The 18,941-nt window shown below is 41.9% G+C and carries 15 protein-coding genes and 1 pseudogene; 6 read left to right on the top strand and 10 right to left on the bottom strand.

The genetic code is table 11. The annotated features are described in order from the left end of the window. Positions 1-44: 44 nt before the first annotated feature. From V5G28_RS01470 to V5G28_RS01460, 3 genes are all read right to left on the bottom strand, one after another. A complete protein-coding gene (locus V5G28_RS01470; RefSeq protein ID WP_332992352.1) occupies positions 45-1,397 on the bottom strand; it encodes a serine/threonine protein kinase in 1,353 nt (450 codons plus the stop codon). A gap of 18 nt (positions 1,398-1,415) precedes the next feature. Beyond that, positions 1,416-2,729, bottom strand: coding sequence for a serine/threonine protein kinase (locus V5G28_RS01465; RefSeq protein ID WP_332992350.1), 1,314 nt, complete (start codon positions 2,727-2,729; stop codon positions 1,416-1,418). 599 nt (positions 2,730-3,328) lie between these two features. Next, entirely contained in the window at positions 3,329-4,228 is a 900-nt protein-coding gene (locus V5G28_RS01460) for a class I SAM-dependent methyltransferase (protein ID WP_332992348.1), read from the bottom strand. A 506-nt stretch (positions 4,229-4,734) separates the two neighbouring features. Between V5G28_RS01460 and V5G28_RS01455 the strand changes: the two genes are divergently transcribed. Then, positions 4,735-6,243: a hydroxysqualene dehydroxylase gene (locus V5G28_RS01455; RefSeq protein WP_332992346.1), complete on the top strand. Its 1,509-nt coding sequence runs from the start codon at positions 4,735-4,737 to the stop codon at positions 6,241-6,243. A gap of 690 nt (positions 6,244-6,933) precedes the next feature. Here V5G28_RS01455 and V5G28_RS01450 read toward each other — a convergent pair. The 3 genes from V5G28_RS01450 to V5G28_RS01440 all read right to left on the bottom strand — a co-directional run bounded on the left by V5G28_RS01450 (position 6,934) and on the right by V5G28_RS01440 (position 9,823). Continuing rightward, positions 6,934-7,197 carry a Calvin cycle protein CP12 gene (locus tag V5G28_RS01450; protein ID WP_332992344.1) on the bottom strand — a complete coding sequence of 88 codons (264 nt, stop codon included), beginning with the start codon at positions 7,195-7,197 and terminating at the stop codon, positions 6,934-6,936. A 222-nt stretch (positions 7,198-7,419) separates the two neighbouring features. After that, positions 7,420-8,199, bottom strand: coding sequence for an MBL fold metallo-hydrolase (locus V5G28_RS01445; RefSeq protein ID WP_332992342.1), 780 nt, complete (start codon positions 8,197-8,199; stop codon positions 7,420-7,422). Positions 8,200-8,236: 37 nt separating this feature from the next. Then, positions 8,237-9,823: a phytoene desaturase family protein gene (locus V5G28_RS01440; RefSeq protein WP_332992340.1), complete on the bottom strand. Its 1,587-nt coding sequence runs from the start codon at positions 9,821-9,823 to the stop codon at positions 8,237-8,239. Positions 9,824-10,398: 575 nt separating this feature from the next. Here V5G28_RS01440 and V5G28_RS01435 point away from each other — a divergent pair. The 4 genes from V5G28_RS01435 to V5G28_RS01420 all read left to right on the top strand — a co-directional run bounded on the left by V5G28_RS01435 (position 10,399) and on the right by V5G28_RS01420 (position 13,718). Continuing rightward, complete coding sequence (locus tag V5G28_RS01435) at positions 10,399-11,523, top strand: site-2 protease family protein (RefSeq protein WP_332992337.1); 1,125 nt, start codon at positions 10,399-10,401, stop codon at positions 11,521-11,523. A gap of 360 nt (positions 11,524-11,883) precedes the next feature. Beyond that, complete coding sequence (locus V5G28_RS01430; RefSeq protein WP_332992335.1) at positions 11,884-12,489, top strand: vWA domain-containing protein; 606 nt, start codon at positions 11,884-11,886, stop codon at positions 12,487-12,489. A 49-nt stretch (positions 12,490-12,538) separates the two neighbouring features. Then, entirely contained in the window at positions 12,539-13,144 is a 606-nt protein-coding gene (locus tag V5G28_RS01425) for a vWA domain-containing protein (protein WP_332992333.1), read from the top strand. Between the two features lie 181 nt (positions 13,145-13,325). Then, positions 13,326-13,718 carry a salt stress protein, Slr1339 family gene (locus tag V5G28_RS01420; RefSeq protein ID WP_332992331.1) on the top strand — a complete coding sequence of 131 codons (393 nt, stop codon included), beginning with the start codon at positions 13,326-13,328 and terminating at the stop codon, positions 13,716-13,718. A 287-nt stretch (positions 13,719-14,005) separates the two neighbouring features. On the opposite strand, the gene V5G28_RS01415 is transcribed toward V5G28_RS01420, so the two are convergent. Next, positions 14,006-14,359, bottom strand: a complete 354-nt coding sequence (locus tag V5G28_RS01415; protein ID WP_073634745.1) for a winged helix-turn-helix transcriptional regulator — start codon at positions 14,357-14,359, stop codon at positions 14,006-14,008. Positions 14,360-14,545: 186 nt separating this feature from the next. On the opposite strand from V5G28_RS01415, the pseudogene V5G28_RS01410 reads away from it, so the two are divergent. After that, positions 14,546-15,170 (top strand): annotated as a pseudogene (locus V5G28_RS01410) (FMN-dependent NADH-azoreductase). Positions 15,171-15,213: 43 nt separating this feature from the next. Here V5G28_RS01410 and V5G28_RS01405 read toward each other — a convergent pair. The 3 genes from V5G28_RS01405 to V5G28_RS01395 all read right to left on the bottom strand — a co-directional run bounded on the left by V5G28_RS01405 (position 15,214) and on the right by V5G28_RS01395 (position 18,894). Beyond that, a complete protein-coding gene (locus tag V5G28_RS01405) occupies positions 15,214-16,224 on the bottom strand; it encodes a hypothetical protein (RefSeq protein WP_332992327.1) in 1,011 nt (336 codons plus the stop codon). Between the two features lie 137 nt (positions 16,225-16,361). Continuing rightward, complete coding sequence (locus tag V5G28_RS01400) at positions 16,362-17,810, bottom strand: DUF5009 domain-containing protein (RefSeq protein ID WP_332992325.1); 1,449 nt, start codon at positions 17,808-17,810, stop codon at positions 16,362-16,364. A gap of 208 nt (positions 17,811-18,018) precedes the next feature. Then, positions 18,019-18,894 carry a polysaccharide deacetylase family protein gene (locus tag V5G28_RS01395; protein ID WP_332992323.1) on the bottom strand — a complete coding sequence of 292 codons (876 nt, stop codon included), beginning with the start codon at positions 18,892-18,894 and terminating at the stop codon, positions 18,019-18,021. Between the last annotated feature and the right edge of the window lie 47 nt (positions 18,895-18,941).

Here is an 18,941-nt window from a genome sequence, read left to right as displayed (position 1 = left end):
ATCAAATCAGGAGTTGCTTGTGATACTTCACCATTTCCGCAAAACTAAACCATAGTTTTCCCCATTCCTAACCACTCTTTAATCTCCTCAATCAACCAATGGCGTTCCACCGTAGCCAGAGGACTGGAGGTAAATTTCCGTGTCCCAGAATATTCAATTGTCACTCCTCGCGGTGCGGAACCCTGCTGAACTATCTCTTCGTGGACTCTAGTAATCAGTGAAGTTTTTCCCCGACGCCACCAATAGCATAAACCAAACAACTTCCAGCGGATTTCAAAATTTTCCTGGTCAAAGTACAAGTCCGTGTGTCTAAAAGCAGGTAGCACTGTTGCTTGGAATAAGACAAGCAGCAAAGCTAAAAAGGGGAAAATATACAATATCGCAGAATAGCTGAGTCCTGTTGTCGCGAGATTCAGCCACTGGGGCAGCTGCCAGACAAAAGGAGTTATCAACCCGATGAGATAAAATAATTTGAAGGCTTTGGCACCGCGTCTGGGAATTTTAATTTCTATCTTATGAGCAGACTTTTTGATTTGAATCCGACTACCTGTAGGCTTGGGGCTAGTCTGCGGTGGGCTGAGTGCGTGTCTGTTCTTGAGTGCGTCTAGTGCTTGGCGAGCAGTACTGAGCCGTTCTGTAACATTTGGTTCTGTAAGTTTACCAATCCAATTCACAAAACCCGCATCGATACTCACCCTGTCAGCAAATTGGATGCGGGAATCTCGATACGGTAAATCAGCAGGCGGCGTCCCTGTGAGGAGATGAATCAAGGTTGCGCCCACAGCATACAAGTCAGAAGCGGGAACAGCACGACCTCCAAACTGTTCCATTGGCACATAGCCGTAAGTTCCCACAACTGTGAAGGTAGCACCTTCTAATACGGCTTGGTCTTGCACTGCGCCAAAGTCTACCAGGTAAACCCGCTCATCCTGACCCCAAATTAAATTGCTGGGTTTGATATCTCGATGCAGTACAGGAGGGTCGAGTTCGTGCAGGTAGACGAGAATGCTCAAAATTTCCACTGCTATCTTTTCTACCTGTGACTCCCAAAAGCGATGACCCTTATCCAGCAGTTCCTGGAATGATCTTCCGGGAATGTAACTCTGCACCAACCCAAACCAGGGAAATCTCGAATCTGGCTGCTCTTCCAAGACAAAGTAATCTCGATACTTGGGAATTCGGGGATGATCAAGATTTTTTAGCACTTGAGCCTCACGCTCAAACAGCTTGCTTTCATCCCAATGCATCTGCGGGCTGAGAGTGAGCAGCTTGACAACAACTTGTTCTTGGAATTGTGTACCCAAATCTACTGCTAACCAAGTTTGACGACTAGCATCTTGCCCTAATTTTTCTTGAAGTTGATAGCGCTTGCAGAGTAACTGTCCCGCTTCTGCCATAACCTTTGAGCCTAAAACCTAAAGTCCCAACCAATGTTTGATTTCATCCACCAGCCAACGACATGCGTCGTGAGAAAGAGGTGGATTCAATCTACCAAACGAATACTCTTCGACACCAACTGCAAAAGTGACTTCAGCAATTTTATTCTTGCCAAAGCCGCCAGAGTCACTTTTGAAAACTTTGTCAATCTCTAAGACATTTCCTTGCTGTCGTTTGATGCGAAAACCTAGTATTTTTACGTCAATTTCAAATTGCTGATGGTCAAAGTAGACATTTGTCTCCACCAAGACAGGTAAGATAAACCAAGCCGCTAATACGAGACTACCTGTCAACCAAAGCCAATACATCCACGAACTATTGGTCAAAACCGACAACCAAAACAACCAAAATCCGAACCCTGCTACCACAAGCCAATTTCTCGGACTAGTAACCACCTTACGCCAAGGGACAGGAAGTTTAATTTGCAAGCGGCTAGGTGATTTTTTCAGCCAAATACAGCTTTCTGGAAGGCGTGGACTAGCAACTTTGATAGCATTTTGATTAGCTTTGAGAGCCTCAAGCGCCTGTTGAGCGCTCTTGAAACGTCTTTCTAGATTCGGCTGGGTGAGTTGCTCCAACCAACGAGCAAACCCAGGATTGAGCCTGACAAGGTGAGCAAATTGCAAGCGAGAATCCTTTTGAGGTAAATCCGCTGGAGAAATACCTGTTACTAGATGAATTAACGTTGCTCCCAAGGCATAAAGGTCAGATGCTGGAGTCGCCCTTCCGCCAAACTGTTCCAAGGGTGCATATCCATAAGTTCCCACCACAGTAAAAGTGGCTCCTTCTTTAGCAGCGCGATCTTGTACTGCACCAAAATCAACCAAATAAATCCGAGAATCTTTACCCAATAACAAATTGCTAGGCTTAATATCCCGATGCAGCACAGGAGGACTCAAACCATGCAGGTAAATGAGAATTTTTAGGATATTAGCAGCAATTTTGCGAACTTCTGGCTCTGCGAACACTTTACCCTGAGCCAGTAATTGCTTGAGCGATGTGCCAGGAATGTACTCCTGAACTAACCCAAAGTAGAATAACTGGTCATCAAGGCAAAAATAATTGCGATACTCGGGAATGCGAGGATGGTAGAGATGTTTCAAGACCTGTGCTTCTCGCTCAAACAGTCTTAAATTCTCCCACTGCATTTGGTCGCTAAAAGTGAGCAGTTTCACCACAACATCCTCTTGTGTTGACAAATCCTGTGCTAACCAGGTTTGACGACCTGCATTTTCAGCCAGTTTTTCTTTAAGTTGATAGCGATTATCTAAGACCTGTTGCGTTTGCAGCATCGTGTCGCTATTCCTTAACACTTTTGTCCCAAAATGGCACTATGGATCGTCCAGAAATCAACTTCTTGGCTAATGTAGAGACTTACCATACTACATATATAATATTTTGAACTACGCATAGAGTCCTTGACTTTTCAAGAACGCTCGACATATAGAGGAATTTTGCTACTCGAAGATTGATAATCAATGGTTACCCGCGAAGGAAAAGAAACGATGCCATCATATGGAGATATTTTTTAACTTATGTGGTAATACAAATTATCTACTGAGTGAAACAACTCTATTCCGGATTTTCTGTCAAATATTTAGCAAAACTGAGAGATTTAACAGGAAGGAGAGGAAAGGCGAGATAAAATCTGTTGGTAGAATTAAGGTCCATTGATTATACGCTTTCTTAGTATATTTACTTAGCAAAGTGCTAGATAAGTTTTCTATCCTAGTAAATATTATAATTTTTATACAGCTTGCTGTGTTAATTTTGTTGACTAACAACTCATGAAAAGTAGGGTGGGCATTGCTCACCCTAGCGTAAATATGTATTTCAGTTAATTGACAAAAGCTATACTTTGGCTAGTGAAAGTTGCATGAGATATTCTGACTTAATTAAGTTGGCTGCTGTAAGCACTATAGCCATAAGCCAAAGTTTCTTTCATAGCAGATGACGGCTTAAGACTTCTGTTAATCAATTTAGCAAACGGTATGCGGATTCCTTTAATTGTTTCCGGTAGAATAGCATATTCTTGTGTTGGTTCTACAGTGTATTGCGGACACTTTTCTTTCATTCCGGAAGCAGTTAACATGGCTTCTATTTCAGATGCAGAGTATTGCTTGAGATAAACGGAATTTTGCTTTGGACTGAGTCTTCTCACCAAATTATGAATTTTATGAGAAGGACAAGACTTGTTGTGGAAAGAATGATTGAAAACGAACGTTCCACCTGGTTTAAGTACACGAGATATCTCAACCAGCAGGTTTCTAATTTGTGCCTCTGGTATATGCATAAAAACGCAGTTAGAAATTACCAGGTCTACAGAATTATCTTCTAAAGCTAATAACTCAGCAGAAGCACAAATAATAAAAAACTCTGCTTCCGGAAAAAAATCATATTCTTGCTTACACTTGAGTAACCGTCGCAATAAAGATTCAGAAATATCAATACCGTAATATTTCTGACATTTTAAATTTTTATCCTTTGAAAGGAACAAAGGAATCCGACCGTAACCACAGCCAATTTCCAGAATAGAATCTACAGACTTGTTGATAGGAAACTGATTCCAAGTTCCTCCAGGTCTTCCGGTAAGAAGAGTGTAATCTTGTTTAATCGGCGATGTTTCTTCTGCTTGTTCAATCTTTTGGGAACCATAGTATGTCTTACCAATTTTGTCCCATCTTTGTTTTTGTTCAGTACTATTCAACTGTTCGTAGTCTTTAGGGAAATAAATGCCATCCCGCAGTTGAAAGTCATTTAAGCTGATTTTACTGTTTACTGATTGACTCATTCGATTATTCCTCATACATAGTTAAATATGTTGTCGGTTCTACTCTGAAGTCCATGTTAACCGCAAGTAGTCTTAGTAAGCTCACCGGAATGCACCCCACCCCCCAACCCCCTCCCCGCAAGCGAGGAGGGGGCAGAAAATAACTGACTTTTCACGCCATGTGGAAAAATCCACGAAAAACCTAACCCCCTAACCCCCTTCCCTACTAGGGAAGGGGCTAAGTAAAAGCCTCTCTCCTCGTAGGAGAGAGGAATGGAAGCGAGGTTTTCCAGATAAGAGTGAAAAGTAAGCAGAAAATAAGGGTTTTAAAGCGGGTGTGCATTCCGGTGAATAAACTCACCTACCTTTGCACATCAACGCTAGATATAAGGGTGTGAGTGAATTATTCTCGCCTTACAGCCTTACCCTCCTAGTAAAGTTTTTATCTCTGGGTGCCTTTATGGTTAAATAGTATCTTTACACCAAATGTTTTAAATTTGATGGTGGAATAAACATTGGAGGCTGGTATGTCAGAAGTGTCACAAGGCAAGCGAGTGGTGGTTGTTGGTGCTGGTTGGGCTGGTTTAGGTGCAACCTACCACCTAGCAAAACAAGGGTACGACGTGACACTTCTAGAAGCTGGTTCCTATCCTGGTGGACTGGTGGCTGGTTGGAAAACAGCCGCAGGACGTTCAGTAGAAGCGGGTATTCATGGCTTTTGGTATCCTTACACCAATATCTTTTCGCTGATCAATGAACTGGGAATTAATCCGTTTACAACTTGGACTCGTTCATCGCAATATTCTCCCGCGGGGTTGGAAGTTGAATCACCGATTTTTCAGAATTTACCGCAACTCCCGACGCCTCTGGGAACTTTTCTGTATACGCAGTTTAAGCGTTTGCCATTAATTGATCGCCTCAGCGCCCTGCCTTTACTTTACGCGGTTATTGATTTTGATAATTCCGATGAAGCTTGGCGACGTTATGATTTTGTCACCGCCCGTGAATTGTTCAAAGATTTTGGCGTTTCTGCACGACTTTATCGCGAATCTTTTGAACCAATGCTGTTGGTGGGCTTGTTTGCCCCTGGGGAACAGTGTTCGGCTGCGGCAGCTTTAGGAATGCTTTACTATTTTATTCTGGCGCATCAACCTGATTTTGATGTGGTTTGGTGTCGCGGAACTGTAGGAGAAAAAATCTTTCGCCCTTGGGTGGAACGTATTGAAACTGGGGCAAAGGTGCTAGCAAATCGCCGAGTGACTGACTTAATTGTTGATAGCGATAATCGGGCAACAGGGGTTGTTTGTGGTGATGAAGTGTTTGATGCTGATGCAGTAATTTTTGCTGTTGGTATCACTGGCATGAAAAAGATTTTATCAAGTAGCCCTAGCTTGCAAAGCCGTCAGGAATTTCGCAATCTCAGCAATTTGGGAGCGATTGATGTTTTAGCAACTCGGCTATGGTTTGACCGGAAGATCCATATTCCCCTTCCTTCTAATGCTTGTTTTGGGTTTGATACAACCACGGGCTGGACATTTTTTGATTTAAATGCATTGCATGACGAATACCGTCACGAACCTGGGACAGTTGTTGAAGCTGATTTTTATCATGCCAATCAGTTTCTTTCCTTAGAAAATGAGGAAATTATTCCGATAGTTCAGCGTTATTTAGCAACTTGCGTACCAGAATTTCGGGAAGCTAAGGTTATTGACAGCAGTGTCATTCGTCTACCACAGGCTGTGTCTCACTTTGCTCCTGGTAGCTATCGTTCTATGTTACCAGCAAAAACAAGTTTTAAGAATGTATTTATGAGTGGTGATTGGATTGTAAACCGTCACGGTTCATGGTCACAAGAAAAGGCTTATGTTACTGGTTTAGAAGCAGCAAATTTAGTGATTTCTTCTTTTGGAGAGGGTACGCCAGCCAAAATTCTACCTGTGCAAGCAGATGAAGCACACATTCAATTGGGAAGAGTTGTTAACAAAACTGCGCGTCAAATTGGCAAATCTATCTTGCCTCAATTTTGGTTACCATAGCATTTCACGTTCAAAACGTGTTAGCTTTCTTTGTAATGTATTAACCTTTCCTAAAAGAATTTTTGTCTCTTATAAATGCTGCTCATTAACTTTGTCCAACTCTAGCAATACCTTCTGTTCTGAATTTTGAAATCCTCAGAATTTCTTCATTTTTTACAGCTAATTTAGTAGGTGTGTTTCCATTAGGGACGGCTAAAGTCGCTGCTGACGCTTAATCTAGCGTCAGCACTTTTCCATTGTGGACGGCTAAAGTTGTTGCTGACGTTTAATCTAGCGTCAGCAATATTTCTTGTTCACTATGCAACCAAACCTGTTGATAGAACAATACAGTTCAGTTAAGGATTGATCCTCCCTAGCCCTCCTTAAAAAGGAGGGAACTAAGCCCCCTTTTTAAGGGGGTTGGGGGCTCTTAACAAAACTAAACACCACTAACTGAACCGTATTGGCCTATAACACAGTATTTAACTCAACTTATACCAATTCTCTGGAAACTTGCACTAAATAATTACCTCTCTCTTCCGGGCGCGTACTTGGCGTACTTGGCGGTTCATTTTTTAATATTACAGCGCTTTTCATATGCATAGACTACAAACCACATAGTCAGGGCACAGCAATGCTGTGCCCCTACAGCCAACCTGTATTCTACCGAATTGAAAACTGCTGTAAGTGCATCTTCATGGAGAATTGGTATTAGACATCATAGATTAAACACTCAGGCGCGTTTGGATTTTCATCACAGTAGTACTCTAAGGATGTTTTAAACTTTTGTGTTGCCTGTCTATGGGATTTCTCTGCTTGCAATTCTTCGACGATATCCCAGGCTACAGCACAGCCAGCAGAGGCGTTTCCTTGAATATCACAAGTAGCACGGGCTTGCTCAATAGCTTCTAGAATGGCTCGCTCTAAAGGAGTTTGATTTGCGACTTCCCGACTAGCGTCTACAATTTTAGGCATCAAGTTTTTACTTATCCGCTCTTTCGTTGAAGGTTTACAGTTCCAGTTCAGACTTTCTATCCCTGCAACTGACATCTCCAATATATACTCGATTTCAGGATGGGCAGTGTGCAGAACCGTAATCCTTATGGGTTACTTTCCGCCTCACGATTAAATCGGCTCTAAAGAGTGTAACGTTTAAGGTTTCTTAACAGTTGTAACCAGGACTCTAATTTTCATCAATCAAACATTTAATGCTCGCTTGGATAATTTCAGTTCAAAGCGATCGCCCGGTTTTGGTTCTATCACCCGTGTCGCTAAATTATTCTTTTCTAGTAATGAACGAAATTCTTCAATGCTTCCCTTAGTGTGAAGTAAAGAGTTGAGTAATCCCTCAAAAATCACATCACCTCCCGCTGCTGTAGATAGCATGACTTGGGGTTGCAACCACTGAGCAACTTCTAAGGCGTATTTATTCCCTCTAATAATTGAACCAACTAAGGGTAAAGCTGCATCAATTAACGGAGTAATCACGACATCGACGCTAGCAATTTCCTTAAGCGTGGGTGAATGATTCCCATGAGGCTCGTAATAGAGAGTAAAGCCAGTCTCTAATTCTTTGAGAAGATATCCATTTTCCACCAAATTTAGACCAACCAGCGAGCCAGGTGTTGCCTTAATTTCCACACTTTGATTCAGGGTAAAAGTTTCCCCATGAGCAAGTGTTGTGACTTGCGTGTAATTTAACTGCTGTACTACTTTGGCAGCATTGGGAGAAGCGACAACTGGAATATTGCGGTCAAGTTGCTTCAGCGTTGGTGGATGAGCGTGGTCCTCTAAACCCTGAGATAGCAAAATCAGGTCAATGTTCTCTGGTATTGGACGTTCTTGAGGTCGGGAACCTTTGAAGAACCAATCTAAATTACCAAAGGTTAACGAACCAACTAGCCAAGGGTCAACGAGTATTCGTTTCCCTCCGATTTCCAGCAGCCAAGAATTGCTGTCTAACCAAGTTAAATACATAAATTTTTGTAAAGATAACACCTAAATTTATTATGACCTAACCAATGCAACCAATATCCTGAAGCATTCCTAAATGCTTCTTGAGCGGTGCAAGCGTATTTGCAGTCATCATCCCACTCGTGGCGACAGCTGGTAAACCAATACCAGGAAAGGTCGAGTCTCCACAGCACAGCAGTCCTGGAAGAGGTGTGTTAGAACCAGGGAAGAAACCTTTTCCTGCCTGAATTGCTGGACCATATGAACCTCTATGACGCCGCAGATAGCGCTGGTGTGTTAGTGGTGTACCAACTAGTGTCACATCGCAACGCGAGCGAATATCCGGAATAATTCGCTCTAAAGCTTGCCACATCACTTCTGCACGCAATTGTTTTTGTCGTGCATACTCCTCACTCTTCCTGTCCATTCCCTGCCATAAGTCGTAAGGTTCGTTACCTGGAGTATAAACGTGAATAACGTGCTTTCCGGGCGGTGCTAATGAGGGGTCTAAAACTGAGGGAATCGATACCAATACGACGTTTTGAGGCGCTGTAACGCCGACTTCCCAATTATTAACGACTATATAATGACACGCTAGGTCTGAGCGTAATCCTTGTGCATCGATACCTAAATGGAGATGCATGAAGCTATCACACTCAGGTGTGCTGGCTCGCTCTTGGCGAAATTGTTTTGGCACTGACCCTTCTGGAAGCAGCTTGAGCGTATCCCATACCGATGCATTAGAAATCACTGCCCGACGCGCTCTTATCTCTTTACCACCACCCAAACGCACGCCTACGGCACGCTTGCCTTCTACAAGAATTTGCTCAACATGGGCGTTCAGCATCAACCGACCCCCATGTCGTTCCAGTCCCCGGACTAAGGCGTCAACTAAGGCACCACTCCCACCAACGGGATAGTCTAGCACCACACCTGGTCGATACCAATCTGCAAACATAAATGCAACCTCTGCTGTACTCGTTCCATCTGCTGGTAGTCCAGAGAGGAGAAAACAAAGCAAGTCAAGCCAGTTACGCGTAAAAGAGTCTTTGATAACGCCGTCCATAATTCGGCTAAAGGGTCCTGTAAGCTTGCCGATGTCTGCAATATGTGGAAATAAAGATGGGGCAAATCTACTTACAGTCATAACTGCGCCCAAATCAAGACGCAAAGCTGCTGGCGGTATTGCAGTTGCAGCACGCGCTAGTGGTTCCATCACGCGCTGTAACTCGCGCCATTCGCCTATTGCCTCATTGCCACGAAACCGCTTCAGCACCTCACAAAACTGGTCAGCACCAACGGAGGTGTCAAAATCTCCTTCTGGTAGACAGCAACCCCATGTATCATAGGTCATGCAAGGTAACTCCTCGCCAATTGCATCTAGCACTTGCCTGAGAGGATTAGCAGAAGGACTGTAGGATAACCCAGAGTAAAGCGATGGACCTGAGTCGAATTTGAATCCATCGCGCTCAAAAGCATGTGCTGCACCACCCGGGATTGAGTGGCTCTCGCAAACTGTCACATCAAAGCCATACCGCGCCAAAAGAGCTGCACAGCTCAAACCACCAATACCACTACCAATGACGATGACATCTGTCTCTTTATTACCTAAGGTAGATGCTGTTTTAGAAGAAGTTTGGTGTGTCACTGATCGTATCCTGTGCTAATCTCTGTGCTTCAAACGTATTGTAATGCAACGTAACAATTGTTAAGACCGTACAAAAGAATTGCAACTTATGCCAAAAACCCGGTTATCATAACCGGGTTTTTAATAGTGGTGGGGTTATATCCCCTGCGGCTCGTATAGAAGTTCAGTTATAAATGAGTCAACTAATAATATCTACAAGCAGAGGTTTATCTATTCCGGAAAATTGCAACCTTTTTTCTCGCAATTCTCGCAATAGATTATATACACGCTCCAATACATACAAGAATACCTATGCGCGAGCGTCCTGTTGGCAACCATTTGGGATTTTATGCCTTACCAGAAGAGTAAAGTTACTTGTACGCAGTCTAAGAAATTATCGGCTGCTAAGCTGTCTCCTGACTGATTTCTACCGAGGCACAAAATCAGTCACAAGGCAAGAATTATCGATAACCGTACTTTAACGGACGGACACCACGACAGTTGAGAAGATTAAGATGGCTTAACAAATCGTTACGATAGAGACATCGAGAGGGGTAAAACCAAACCTCTCCAAGCTGAAATCAAAGGTGAACGCCATGAATGGCACTATTCGTGTAGGCAATCTCTTCGGGATTCCCTTCTACATCCATCCGTCCTGGTTTTTGGTTCTGGGATTAGTTACTTGGAGTTATAGCAGTGGACTGGCGGCGCAATTTCCCCAATTAGCCGGGGGATTAGCTTTGCTACTAGGATTGCTAACAGCGCTACTGTTATTTTCTTCTGTTGTCGCCCATGAATTAGGACATAGCTTTGTCGCCATTCGCCAAGGAATTGATGTGAAATCAATCACACTGTTTATATTTGGTGGGTTGGCAAGCTTAGAAAGAGAGTCAAAAACCCCAGGTGAAGCTTTCTGGGTTGCGATCGCAGGCCCCTTAGTTAGCCTACTGCTCTTCAGTCTCTTTACAGCCGTTGGTTTTGCTACCGCCCCATCAGGAGCATTAGCAGCGATTATTGGTGTACTGGCTTCAGTGAACTTAGCATTAGCGCTGTTTAACCTCATTCCAGGCTTGCCTTTGGATGGTGGGAATATACTGAAAGCTCTTGTTTGGAAAGTTACGGGCAATCCTTATAAGGGTGTGGTTTTTGCCAGTCGAGTTGGTCAAATCTTTGGTTGGCTGGCGATCGCTTCTGGTTTAGTCCCACTACTGTTATTTGGCAGCTTTGGTAACTTTTGGAACGCCTTAGTCGGTTTCTTCTTACTACAAAATGCTGGTAATGTGGCTCAGTTTGCCAGAGTACAAGAACGACTGACAGGTTTGACAGCAGCCGATGCGGTAACGTCCGATAGCCCGATTGTGTCTGGTACTCTTACCTTAAGAGAGTTTGCTGATGAGCGCATCTTGAATTGGCAAAACTGGCATCGGTTCTTAGTGACTGATGATAACGGACAGTTAGTAGGAGCAATATCTATTAACGATTTGCGAACTATTCCTACTACACTCTGGTCAGAAACTCAAATTAAAGAAGTCATGCGACCTGTTGAAGAGTTTACCACTGTGAAATCCGACCAACCCTTATTGGAAGTCGTGAAGCTACTAGAACAAGGAAAGTTATCTGCACTTGCGGTGATTCGTGACAATGGCGTGCTTGTCGGAATCTTAGAAAAAGCTTCTATTATCAACCTACTCGAAAAAAGAGCACAAGCTAACCCTGCATAATATTTCGATTCAAGACTTTTTCTTGAACCTCCCTCACATAGTCTGGGGGAATTTTTTTTTAGCTCATCGAGTCGCCCCGATTCCTCCGTGTCTTCTTGTCACCCAAGGCGGGGAGGAATCGGCGCTCCGGGATTGGGGATTGGGGATTGGGTTCAAGTCCCAAATCCTAATTCCTTATCCCAATCACTGTTATTAGGGCACAGTACAATCTCCGTCCTCAATTCCTCAAGGATCCCCAGTCCCTAATCCCTAGTCCCCAGTCCCCGTGAATAGCTTATTGTTACAAAGAATCGCCAGTAGAAGCCGTACTCTAACCCAACGGCTAGACTAGAACAACAAGGTAACAATTATAGGAAGATTATGATGAGCGATCGCGATTACACATTAATTATTGATAAAAGCGGTAGTATGTCCACTCCTGACCAAGCCGGTGGTAGAAGTCGGTGGGAGATAGCCCAAGAATCTACACTTGCTTTAGCAAGAAAGTGTGAGCAATTTGACCCTGATGGCATTACACTTTATGTATTTTCTGGCAGATTTAAACGCTACGAGAATGTCACCTCAGCCAAAGTGGCACAAGTCTTTATGGAAAATGACCCGGCTGGCACAACCAATTTAGCAGGTGTCCTGCAAGACGCAACCAAAAATTATTTTCAGCGCAAAGCTGCAGGTCAAACCAAACCCAACGGCGAAACAATTCTAGTTATCACCGATGGCGAACCAGATGACCGCAAAGCAGTATTTGAGGTGATTATTCAAGCGTCTCGCCAAATGGAACGCGATGAAGAATTGGGAATTTCTATAATTCAAGTAGGTTCAGATCCCCAAGCAACCAAGTTTCTCAAAGCTTTAGATGACCAAATGCAAAGTATTGGTGCTAAATTTGACATCTGCGACACAATCACCTTGGATGACATGGAAGATATGAGCCTTGCTGATGTGTTGATGAACGCGATTACCGATTGATTAGTGATTAATCGACAAATGACAGATATAAATACGGAGAATAATAAAAATGCTAGAAAATCGTGACTATACTTTAATTATCGACAAAAGCGGCAGCATGGCAACTTCAGACCAAAAGGGTGGCAGAAGCAGATGGGCTGCTGCACAAGAATCTACCTTTGCCTTGGCGAGTAAATGCGAGCAATTTGACCCAGATGGTATCACTGTTTATCTATTTTCTGGAAGATTCAAGCGCTACGAAAATGTGACATCAAGCAAGGTGTTGCAAATTTTCCAAGAAAATGATCCCTCTGGCACAACTGACTTGGCAGGTGTATTGAAACACGCAACTGATAACTACTTTCAACGGAAGGCTAGCGGTCAAACTCAGCCAAATGGTGAAACTATTTTGGTTGTGACTGATGGTGAACCAGACGATCGCAAAGCGGTTATGAAGGTTATTATTGAAGCTTCTCGGCGTATGGATCGCGATGAAGAACTTGCGATTTCTTTTATTCAAGTCGGTACAGACTTGCAAGCGACTCGCTTTCTCAAGGTGTTGGATGATGAACTACAAGGAGCAGGTGCAAAGTTTGATATCTGCGACACCATCACTATAGAAGATATGGAAGATATGAGTTTATCAGAAGTACTGCTCAATGCTATTAACGACTAATACCATTTCTTTGTGAGGCTGCGCCAAATTTTCTTGACTTCTTCTTTCTTTGTGTCCTTTGCGCCCTTTGTGGTTCGTTTATATTTAGGCGCATCTTCATACAGAATTGGTATAACCATCTTCCTAACTTTTTACTAAATTAAGGAGCAAACTGAATGTGGAGTACTGAGGATTTCATATCATGGATTCCATTGACAAACTCTTAGCTGAACTCAAAGCTGAATATCAGGAACAAAAACCCCAACAACAGCAGCCTAAACCCATCTCAGCAAAACCAATGAGTATGCAGCGAAAATCAGAATCGTTAATAGATAGCCTTTTAGCGGAAGTCAAGGCTGATTTTGAGCAAAAAGACTTAGCTGAAAAATTGCAAAGACAGCAAGAACAGGAACAAGAACGTATTAGACAAGAACAACTCAAGGCTAAAAAATTAGAGGAGTTGAAAAAGCAAGCCAATCTTTGGCTTGCCAAATTAGATCCACTTTCTTCAGAAGGGCTTTGGTTTGAGAGATTTGCTGAAGGATATCCCTCAAAATTAGAGGCGGCAATTGAATATTTACACAATAATGAATAAACGTTAAATTGTAAGCGCTGTCATGAGTCATTAGAGATTATTTATAAAGTAAAAAGAAAATTCTTGTAGGGTGTGTTAGGCGCACCATGCTCGATATGATTTGTAACGAAAAACATGTGAAAAGCGCCTAACGCACCGCCATATAACATAGTCCGTTACGGCGCTTTGCAAGGGCGTACCCTACTTAAGATTTACTTTATAAATCAACTCTTGGTCTTTTGTCCTTAGTCATTACAAAGGACTAATGACAAATGACAAAGGACAGTTTTCACAAAAAAGTGTAATTCTCAAATATTTCGTTTTTTACTATTTATCTGAGATACGTGCTTGACACCCCACTCGTGCATTGCATAAAGAATTGGTTGAAGACTTTCTCCTAAAGGCGTTAAAGAATATTCCACTTTGGGAGGAATTTGTGGGTAAACTTTTCGATGAATAATCCCGTCTTCCTCCATCTCCCTAAGTTGTTGCGTCAGCATTTTTTGAGTAATTCCACCCAAAGCTCGCTGTAATTCGCCAAAGCGTTTCACACCACCCATCAATTCTCTAATAATCAAAACCTTCCAGCGTCCACCAATCACCCTGAGCGTGGTTTCCACTTCACAAGTTAGCCTGCTATGGTTTTCCGCTTCAGCTTTCATAGTTTCTTTTAGGTAAGTACCTTACTTTTAAGTGCCTACTTTCCATGTTAACTTTACATAGCTTAAAGTTATTACGGCTCAAAAATTTAACTATAAATAAAGGGACTGGTTCATAGTTGCGTTTCTGCGTAACTACAAGCCTAATGAGCAACCCCCTATCACTTGTTTACTATTGGGAATTAATTCATGGCAAATATCCTGCATATCGACTCTAGTCCTCGTGGAGAACGTTCTTTTCTCCCGCAAGTTCACTCATGAGTTTGTGACAGCTTGGAAAAACGCCCATTCTGGAGATACAGTCACCTACCGGGATTTAGGTCACAATCCAGTTCCCCATGTAGACGAATCGTGGATTGCTGCTGCTTTTACACCACCAGATGCTCGCCCACCCGAACTGACTAAGGCAATTGAATTGTCAGATACTTTAGTTGATGAGTTTTTGACAGCCGATCGCTATGTCTTTGGTGTACCGATGTATAACTTTAACGTACCCTCTGCGTTCAAAGCTTACATTGACCAAATTGTTCGCGTTGGTCGCACCTTCGCTGTAACAGAGCAAGGCGGCTTCAAGGGATTGGTTGACGGCAAAAAGTTGCTAGTTGTCACAGCTCGGGGCGGTAACTTTTCACCAGGAAGTCCCGCCGCACCATACGATTATCAGGAACCCTACCTGAGAGCGGTTTTTGGGTTTGTTGGAATTACAGATATTACATTCATTAATGTGGAAGACCTCGGCGCGGGTGATGAAGCTCGCGAACAGTCTTTTGCCAAAGCACATGAAGCTATAGCTCAAGCTGTGGCTAGTTGGTAATTTCATGAAAGGGTGCAGCACTTTCGCTGTTGCACCTTTGAATTTAGCGCGGGAAATGGAAAAGTATAGTTTTTAAATAATTTTTTAAACGAACCGCAGAAGTACAAACGAAGCACAAGAGAAGAAGCGACGAGGGACAAAGCAAGCTCACGTTTGTCACAGCTTCGATAGAGGGGCTTCCATTTATTTGTTGCAGTATCTTCTGGGTTATGTATTTGTTGCTACTACCGGGTGCTATATTCCTGTCAGACCTTAAGGCAGATGATTCGTAGACTATATGAGGCACATAAACGTACCAGGTACTCTTAGCTTGTCCCTGGTTAGGCTGAAGTGGTTGGGCGAAAGTCACTTTCCAGTGGTCGCCGCCATATCTTTGAGCATTGCGATCAATTGACGAGACGCGAAACTGCTGACCTGCTTTCACTGCGAACTTGTCTTGTTCTGCGAGGTTTGATGTTTGTGCTCTCCAGTCTTGCTTAAAAGTTGTATTTGTCGTCGCTCTAATAGTGGGTGAGGTTACTGTATTGCCTAATAATTCTACTTGAGGCACATAAACGAACCAAGTACTCTTAGCTTTCCCCTGACTAGGCTGAAGTGGTTGCTCGAAAGTTACTTTCCAGTGGTCGCCGCCATATATCTGAGCATTGCGGTCAATAGAGGAGACGCGAAATTGCTCACCTGCTCTGGCTGCGTACTTGTCTTGTTGTCCGAGGTTTGATGATTGTGCTCTCCAGTCTTGCTTAAAAGTTGTACTTGTCCTTGCTCTGAGAATGACTGAACTTGATGAATCTACTGATAATTCTTCTACATGAGGTACATAAACATACCAGTTAATCTTAGGTTTCCCCTGAGTAGGCTGAAGTGGTTGCTCGAAAGTGACTAGCCAGTAGTCGCCACCATATTTCTGAGTATTACGGTCAATGGACGAGACACGCAATTGCTGACCTGCTTTCGCTAAATACTTGTCTTGTTCTTGTAACTGAGGATCATTTGATTGTAGTCGCCAGTCTTGCTTGAAAACAGTATTTGTCCTCACTCTTAAAGTGCTTGGCATTGATGCATCTCCTTCTATAGCAGTTTGAGGCTTCAGTTATTTATAAATTTATTAGCGAAAATTATGACAATTCAGAGTGAGTGTTAAATGTATCACAAATCGGGTAAGTGTATATCGGTACGTAATAGAATTTAATTTTACGTCTTCCAAAAAAGCTTTAATTTAGTAAAAAAGCTTACAACAAACGCAATTGTTAACGTATAAATGACCCCTTTCAAAAAGCCTGTTAACGGGGTGTTTGTATAATTTAATATGAACGGTTCAAGTTTAGTTAATCTCAAAATGGGCAAAAGAAGATTAGCAAACGCTACATAAGCAATCATCGGATTCTGCCCATTATCAATTAAGAGTTGGAGACAGTTTCGCTGTTTAAAGATGTCTATAAGTATAGTGAAGGTGATTAGGAGAAAGAGTGCGATCGCCGTCGTAATAAAGTAGTAACTCAACGTAGATGGGTCTTTTTTAATCCCTTTCTCAAAAGGTTCAAAAAGTAAGCCAAGTGCCAACCAATAAACGCCCCACTGATAAAATGATTTCAGCAATTTTTCCGTATCATTAGCTGGATTGACAAATAACAACCAGCCCATTGAACAAAGAATTACACTTAGTAAAACCGTTTGCCATACCCATCTTGCCTGTAAGCCAATCAGTAGACTCAAACAAATAGCGAACATCAACACAATGATGCTATAAAAACGTAGCTGACGACCGTTTGATTTAATTTCCTGATCTCCCTTATTTATTTCTGGCATTTTCAGCAAATTGAGAATGAGATCTCCCGTAATTGTTCCAGGAATAACGATAAACAAATACTTGAAATAATCAAATTGAAAAATCCAGGGGACAGGCGATGCTTTCCAAAGCAAAGCAATCCAACTCTCCTTAACAGTAGCCGACAGTCGCAAAGCAATCAATAAGCCTAACAATCCTAGACGTAGCAACAAATTATTCTTGGTAAAAAACCAGGTAAGTGAACCAAACATCACCATATTTGTCAGGACGACTAAAATAATATCGCTCCTGGAAAGAGAAAATCCGCTTCCATCTGGATATCTCAGAAAACAGACGAGGATAATTGCTGCGATGTAAGCACCAAAAGTAATCCATTTTGCGTACTGCCTAAATTTTATGTTTACAGACAACCGAACAAACATAAAAAAGAGTATCACGAAACCCAATAAGGCTATCCACCATGTTTGTTTTGTTGGATTTAGATTGAGCGTAAACGGTCTAATATGTTGAAGGAATATCGCAAATATTCCTAACAAAAATCCTCTTTTAAAAATGTATAATATAACTTGTTTTGTGGTGAATCCTTGAGCAAGGCGACTCGACAGCGCTAAGGGGATAGCTGCTCCCATACAAAACAAGAAAATTGGAAATACAGTATCTACCCAAGTTAAGCCAGGCAGATTAGGATGAAAAGTATGGGTAGGTGGAGGCTCCTGAGCATGGTACATCCAAGCTGGCAAAATCTTATATTTTATAGTGCCTGATAAGACCATTGCTAAAATTGCAAATCCACGCAGTGCATCTAAGGCATAGGCGCGTTTTTCTTTGGCAATAGTGATAATATTTTCGTGCATGAAAATCTCATTTTAGTTCATATTCAACCTCTTGGAAAAGTCAATTTTATGAAAACAAACCACAGATTGACACAGATAAATGATCTGTGTTTTCCTGCGTGTATCTGGGGTTCTAAATATCCATTCATCATACTTTTGCAAGAAGTCTATTGTTTCAGCCGTTATATATTATTTCTCCCATGTCTAAGCCTCAGGATAAAGATTTTTTTTATTTACCTTCGCATTTTTTTTGACTCTTAAATTTATGAAAACCTTCAGCAACTTCTTGTAGCATTTGTTTAAATAATATTTGTCCGTTCATTGGTATACGAGGAATTTCATAGTAGTTTTTTAAACAATCATAATCCAACATTTTATTATTGTATAGATAGCTAGATAAATAATATTTAGAAGCATAGAACTGCACTTGTTTGTTATAAGCTCCATAAGGGTAAGCAAGATGAGATGCTACTTGTTGTTGTGGGTCTAAATCTTGTGTACATTTTCTCAGTTGAATCTGGGCTTGCAATAGTTCCTTAACTAACTCCTGACGATTGAGTGTCGTTAAGTCTTTATGATTTAATCCATGAGATTGAATATCATAAAAACCTTTTTTTAAGCCTTCTCTTAATTCCTGGCATCCTAAGTGAATGGCAGCATTACTTCTCTGCTCTAGAGTACCTGGATTAATAAACAAGACAACTTTTACTTTTTTACCGTATTTCTCTTCAAGTTTAGATAAAATGGGAAGCAATTTTGTGTATACTGTTTTATATCCATCATCAAATGTAATCATGATGGGCTTTTGATTTGAATACTCTTTCGGAATTTTTTTTGTTTTTGTCAAGAAAAAGTCATATAAGTCTTGAGATGTTAAAAACCAATAATTATTATGAACTAAATGCTCTAAAAGTTTCTCTAAATCTTGTTGTGGGTAATGCATATATCTCTGGTCAAACCGAGTAACAGGAGTTTTAGAAGCAATGATGCCATGAAACCCCAAAATAGGAATGACAGGTTCAGTGACGATTAAATTTAGAATAGAAAACAAAATAATAAAAGCTAGAACTAAACGGAAGGAAAAATTTTTATTTGTTTGATTCACTTTGATTAATTGGATTCAGTTGATTTCAGCGCAGACAGAGCTAGATT

This window comes from Scytonema sp. PRP1 (genome assembly GCF_036697665.2).
In the GTDB taxonomy this organism is placed as follows: Bacteria; Cyanobacteriota; Cyanobacteriia; order Cyanobacteriales; family Nostocaceae; genus Kalymmatonema; species Kalymmatonema gypsitolerans.
This window is presented reverse-complemented; position numbering and strand designations above follow the sequence as displayed.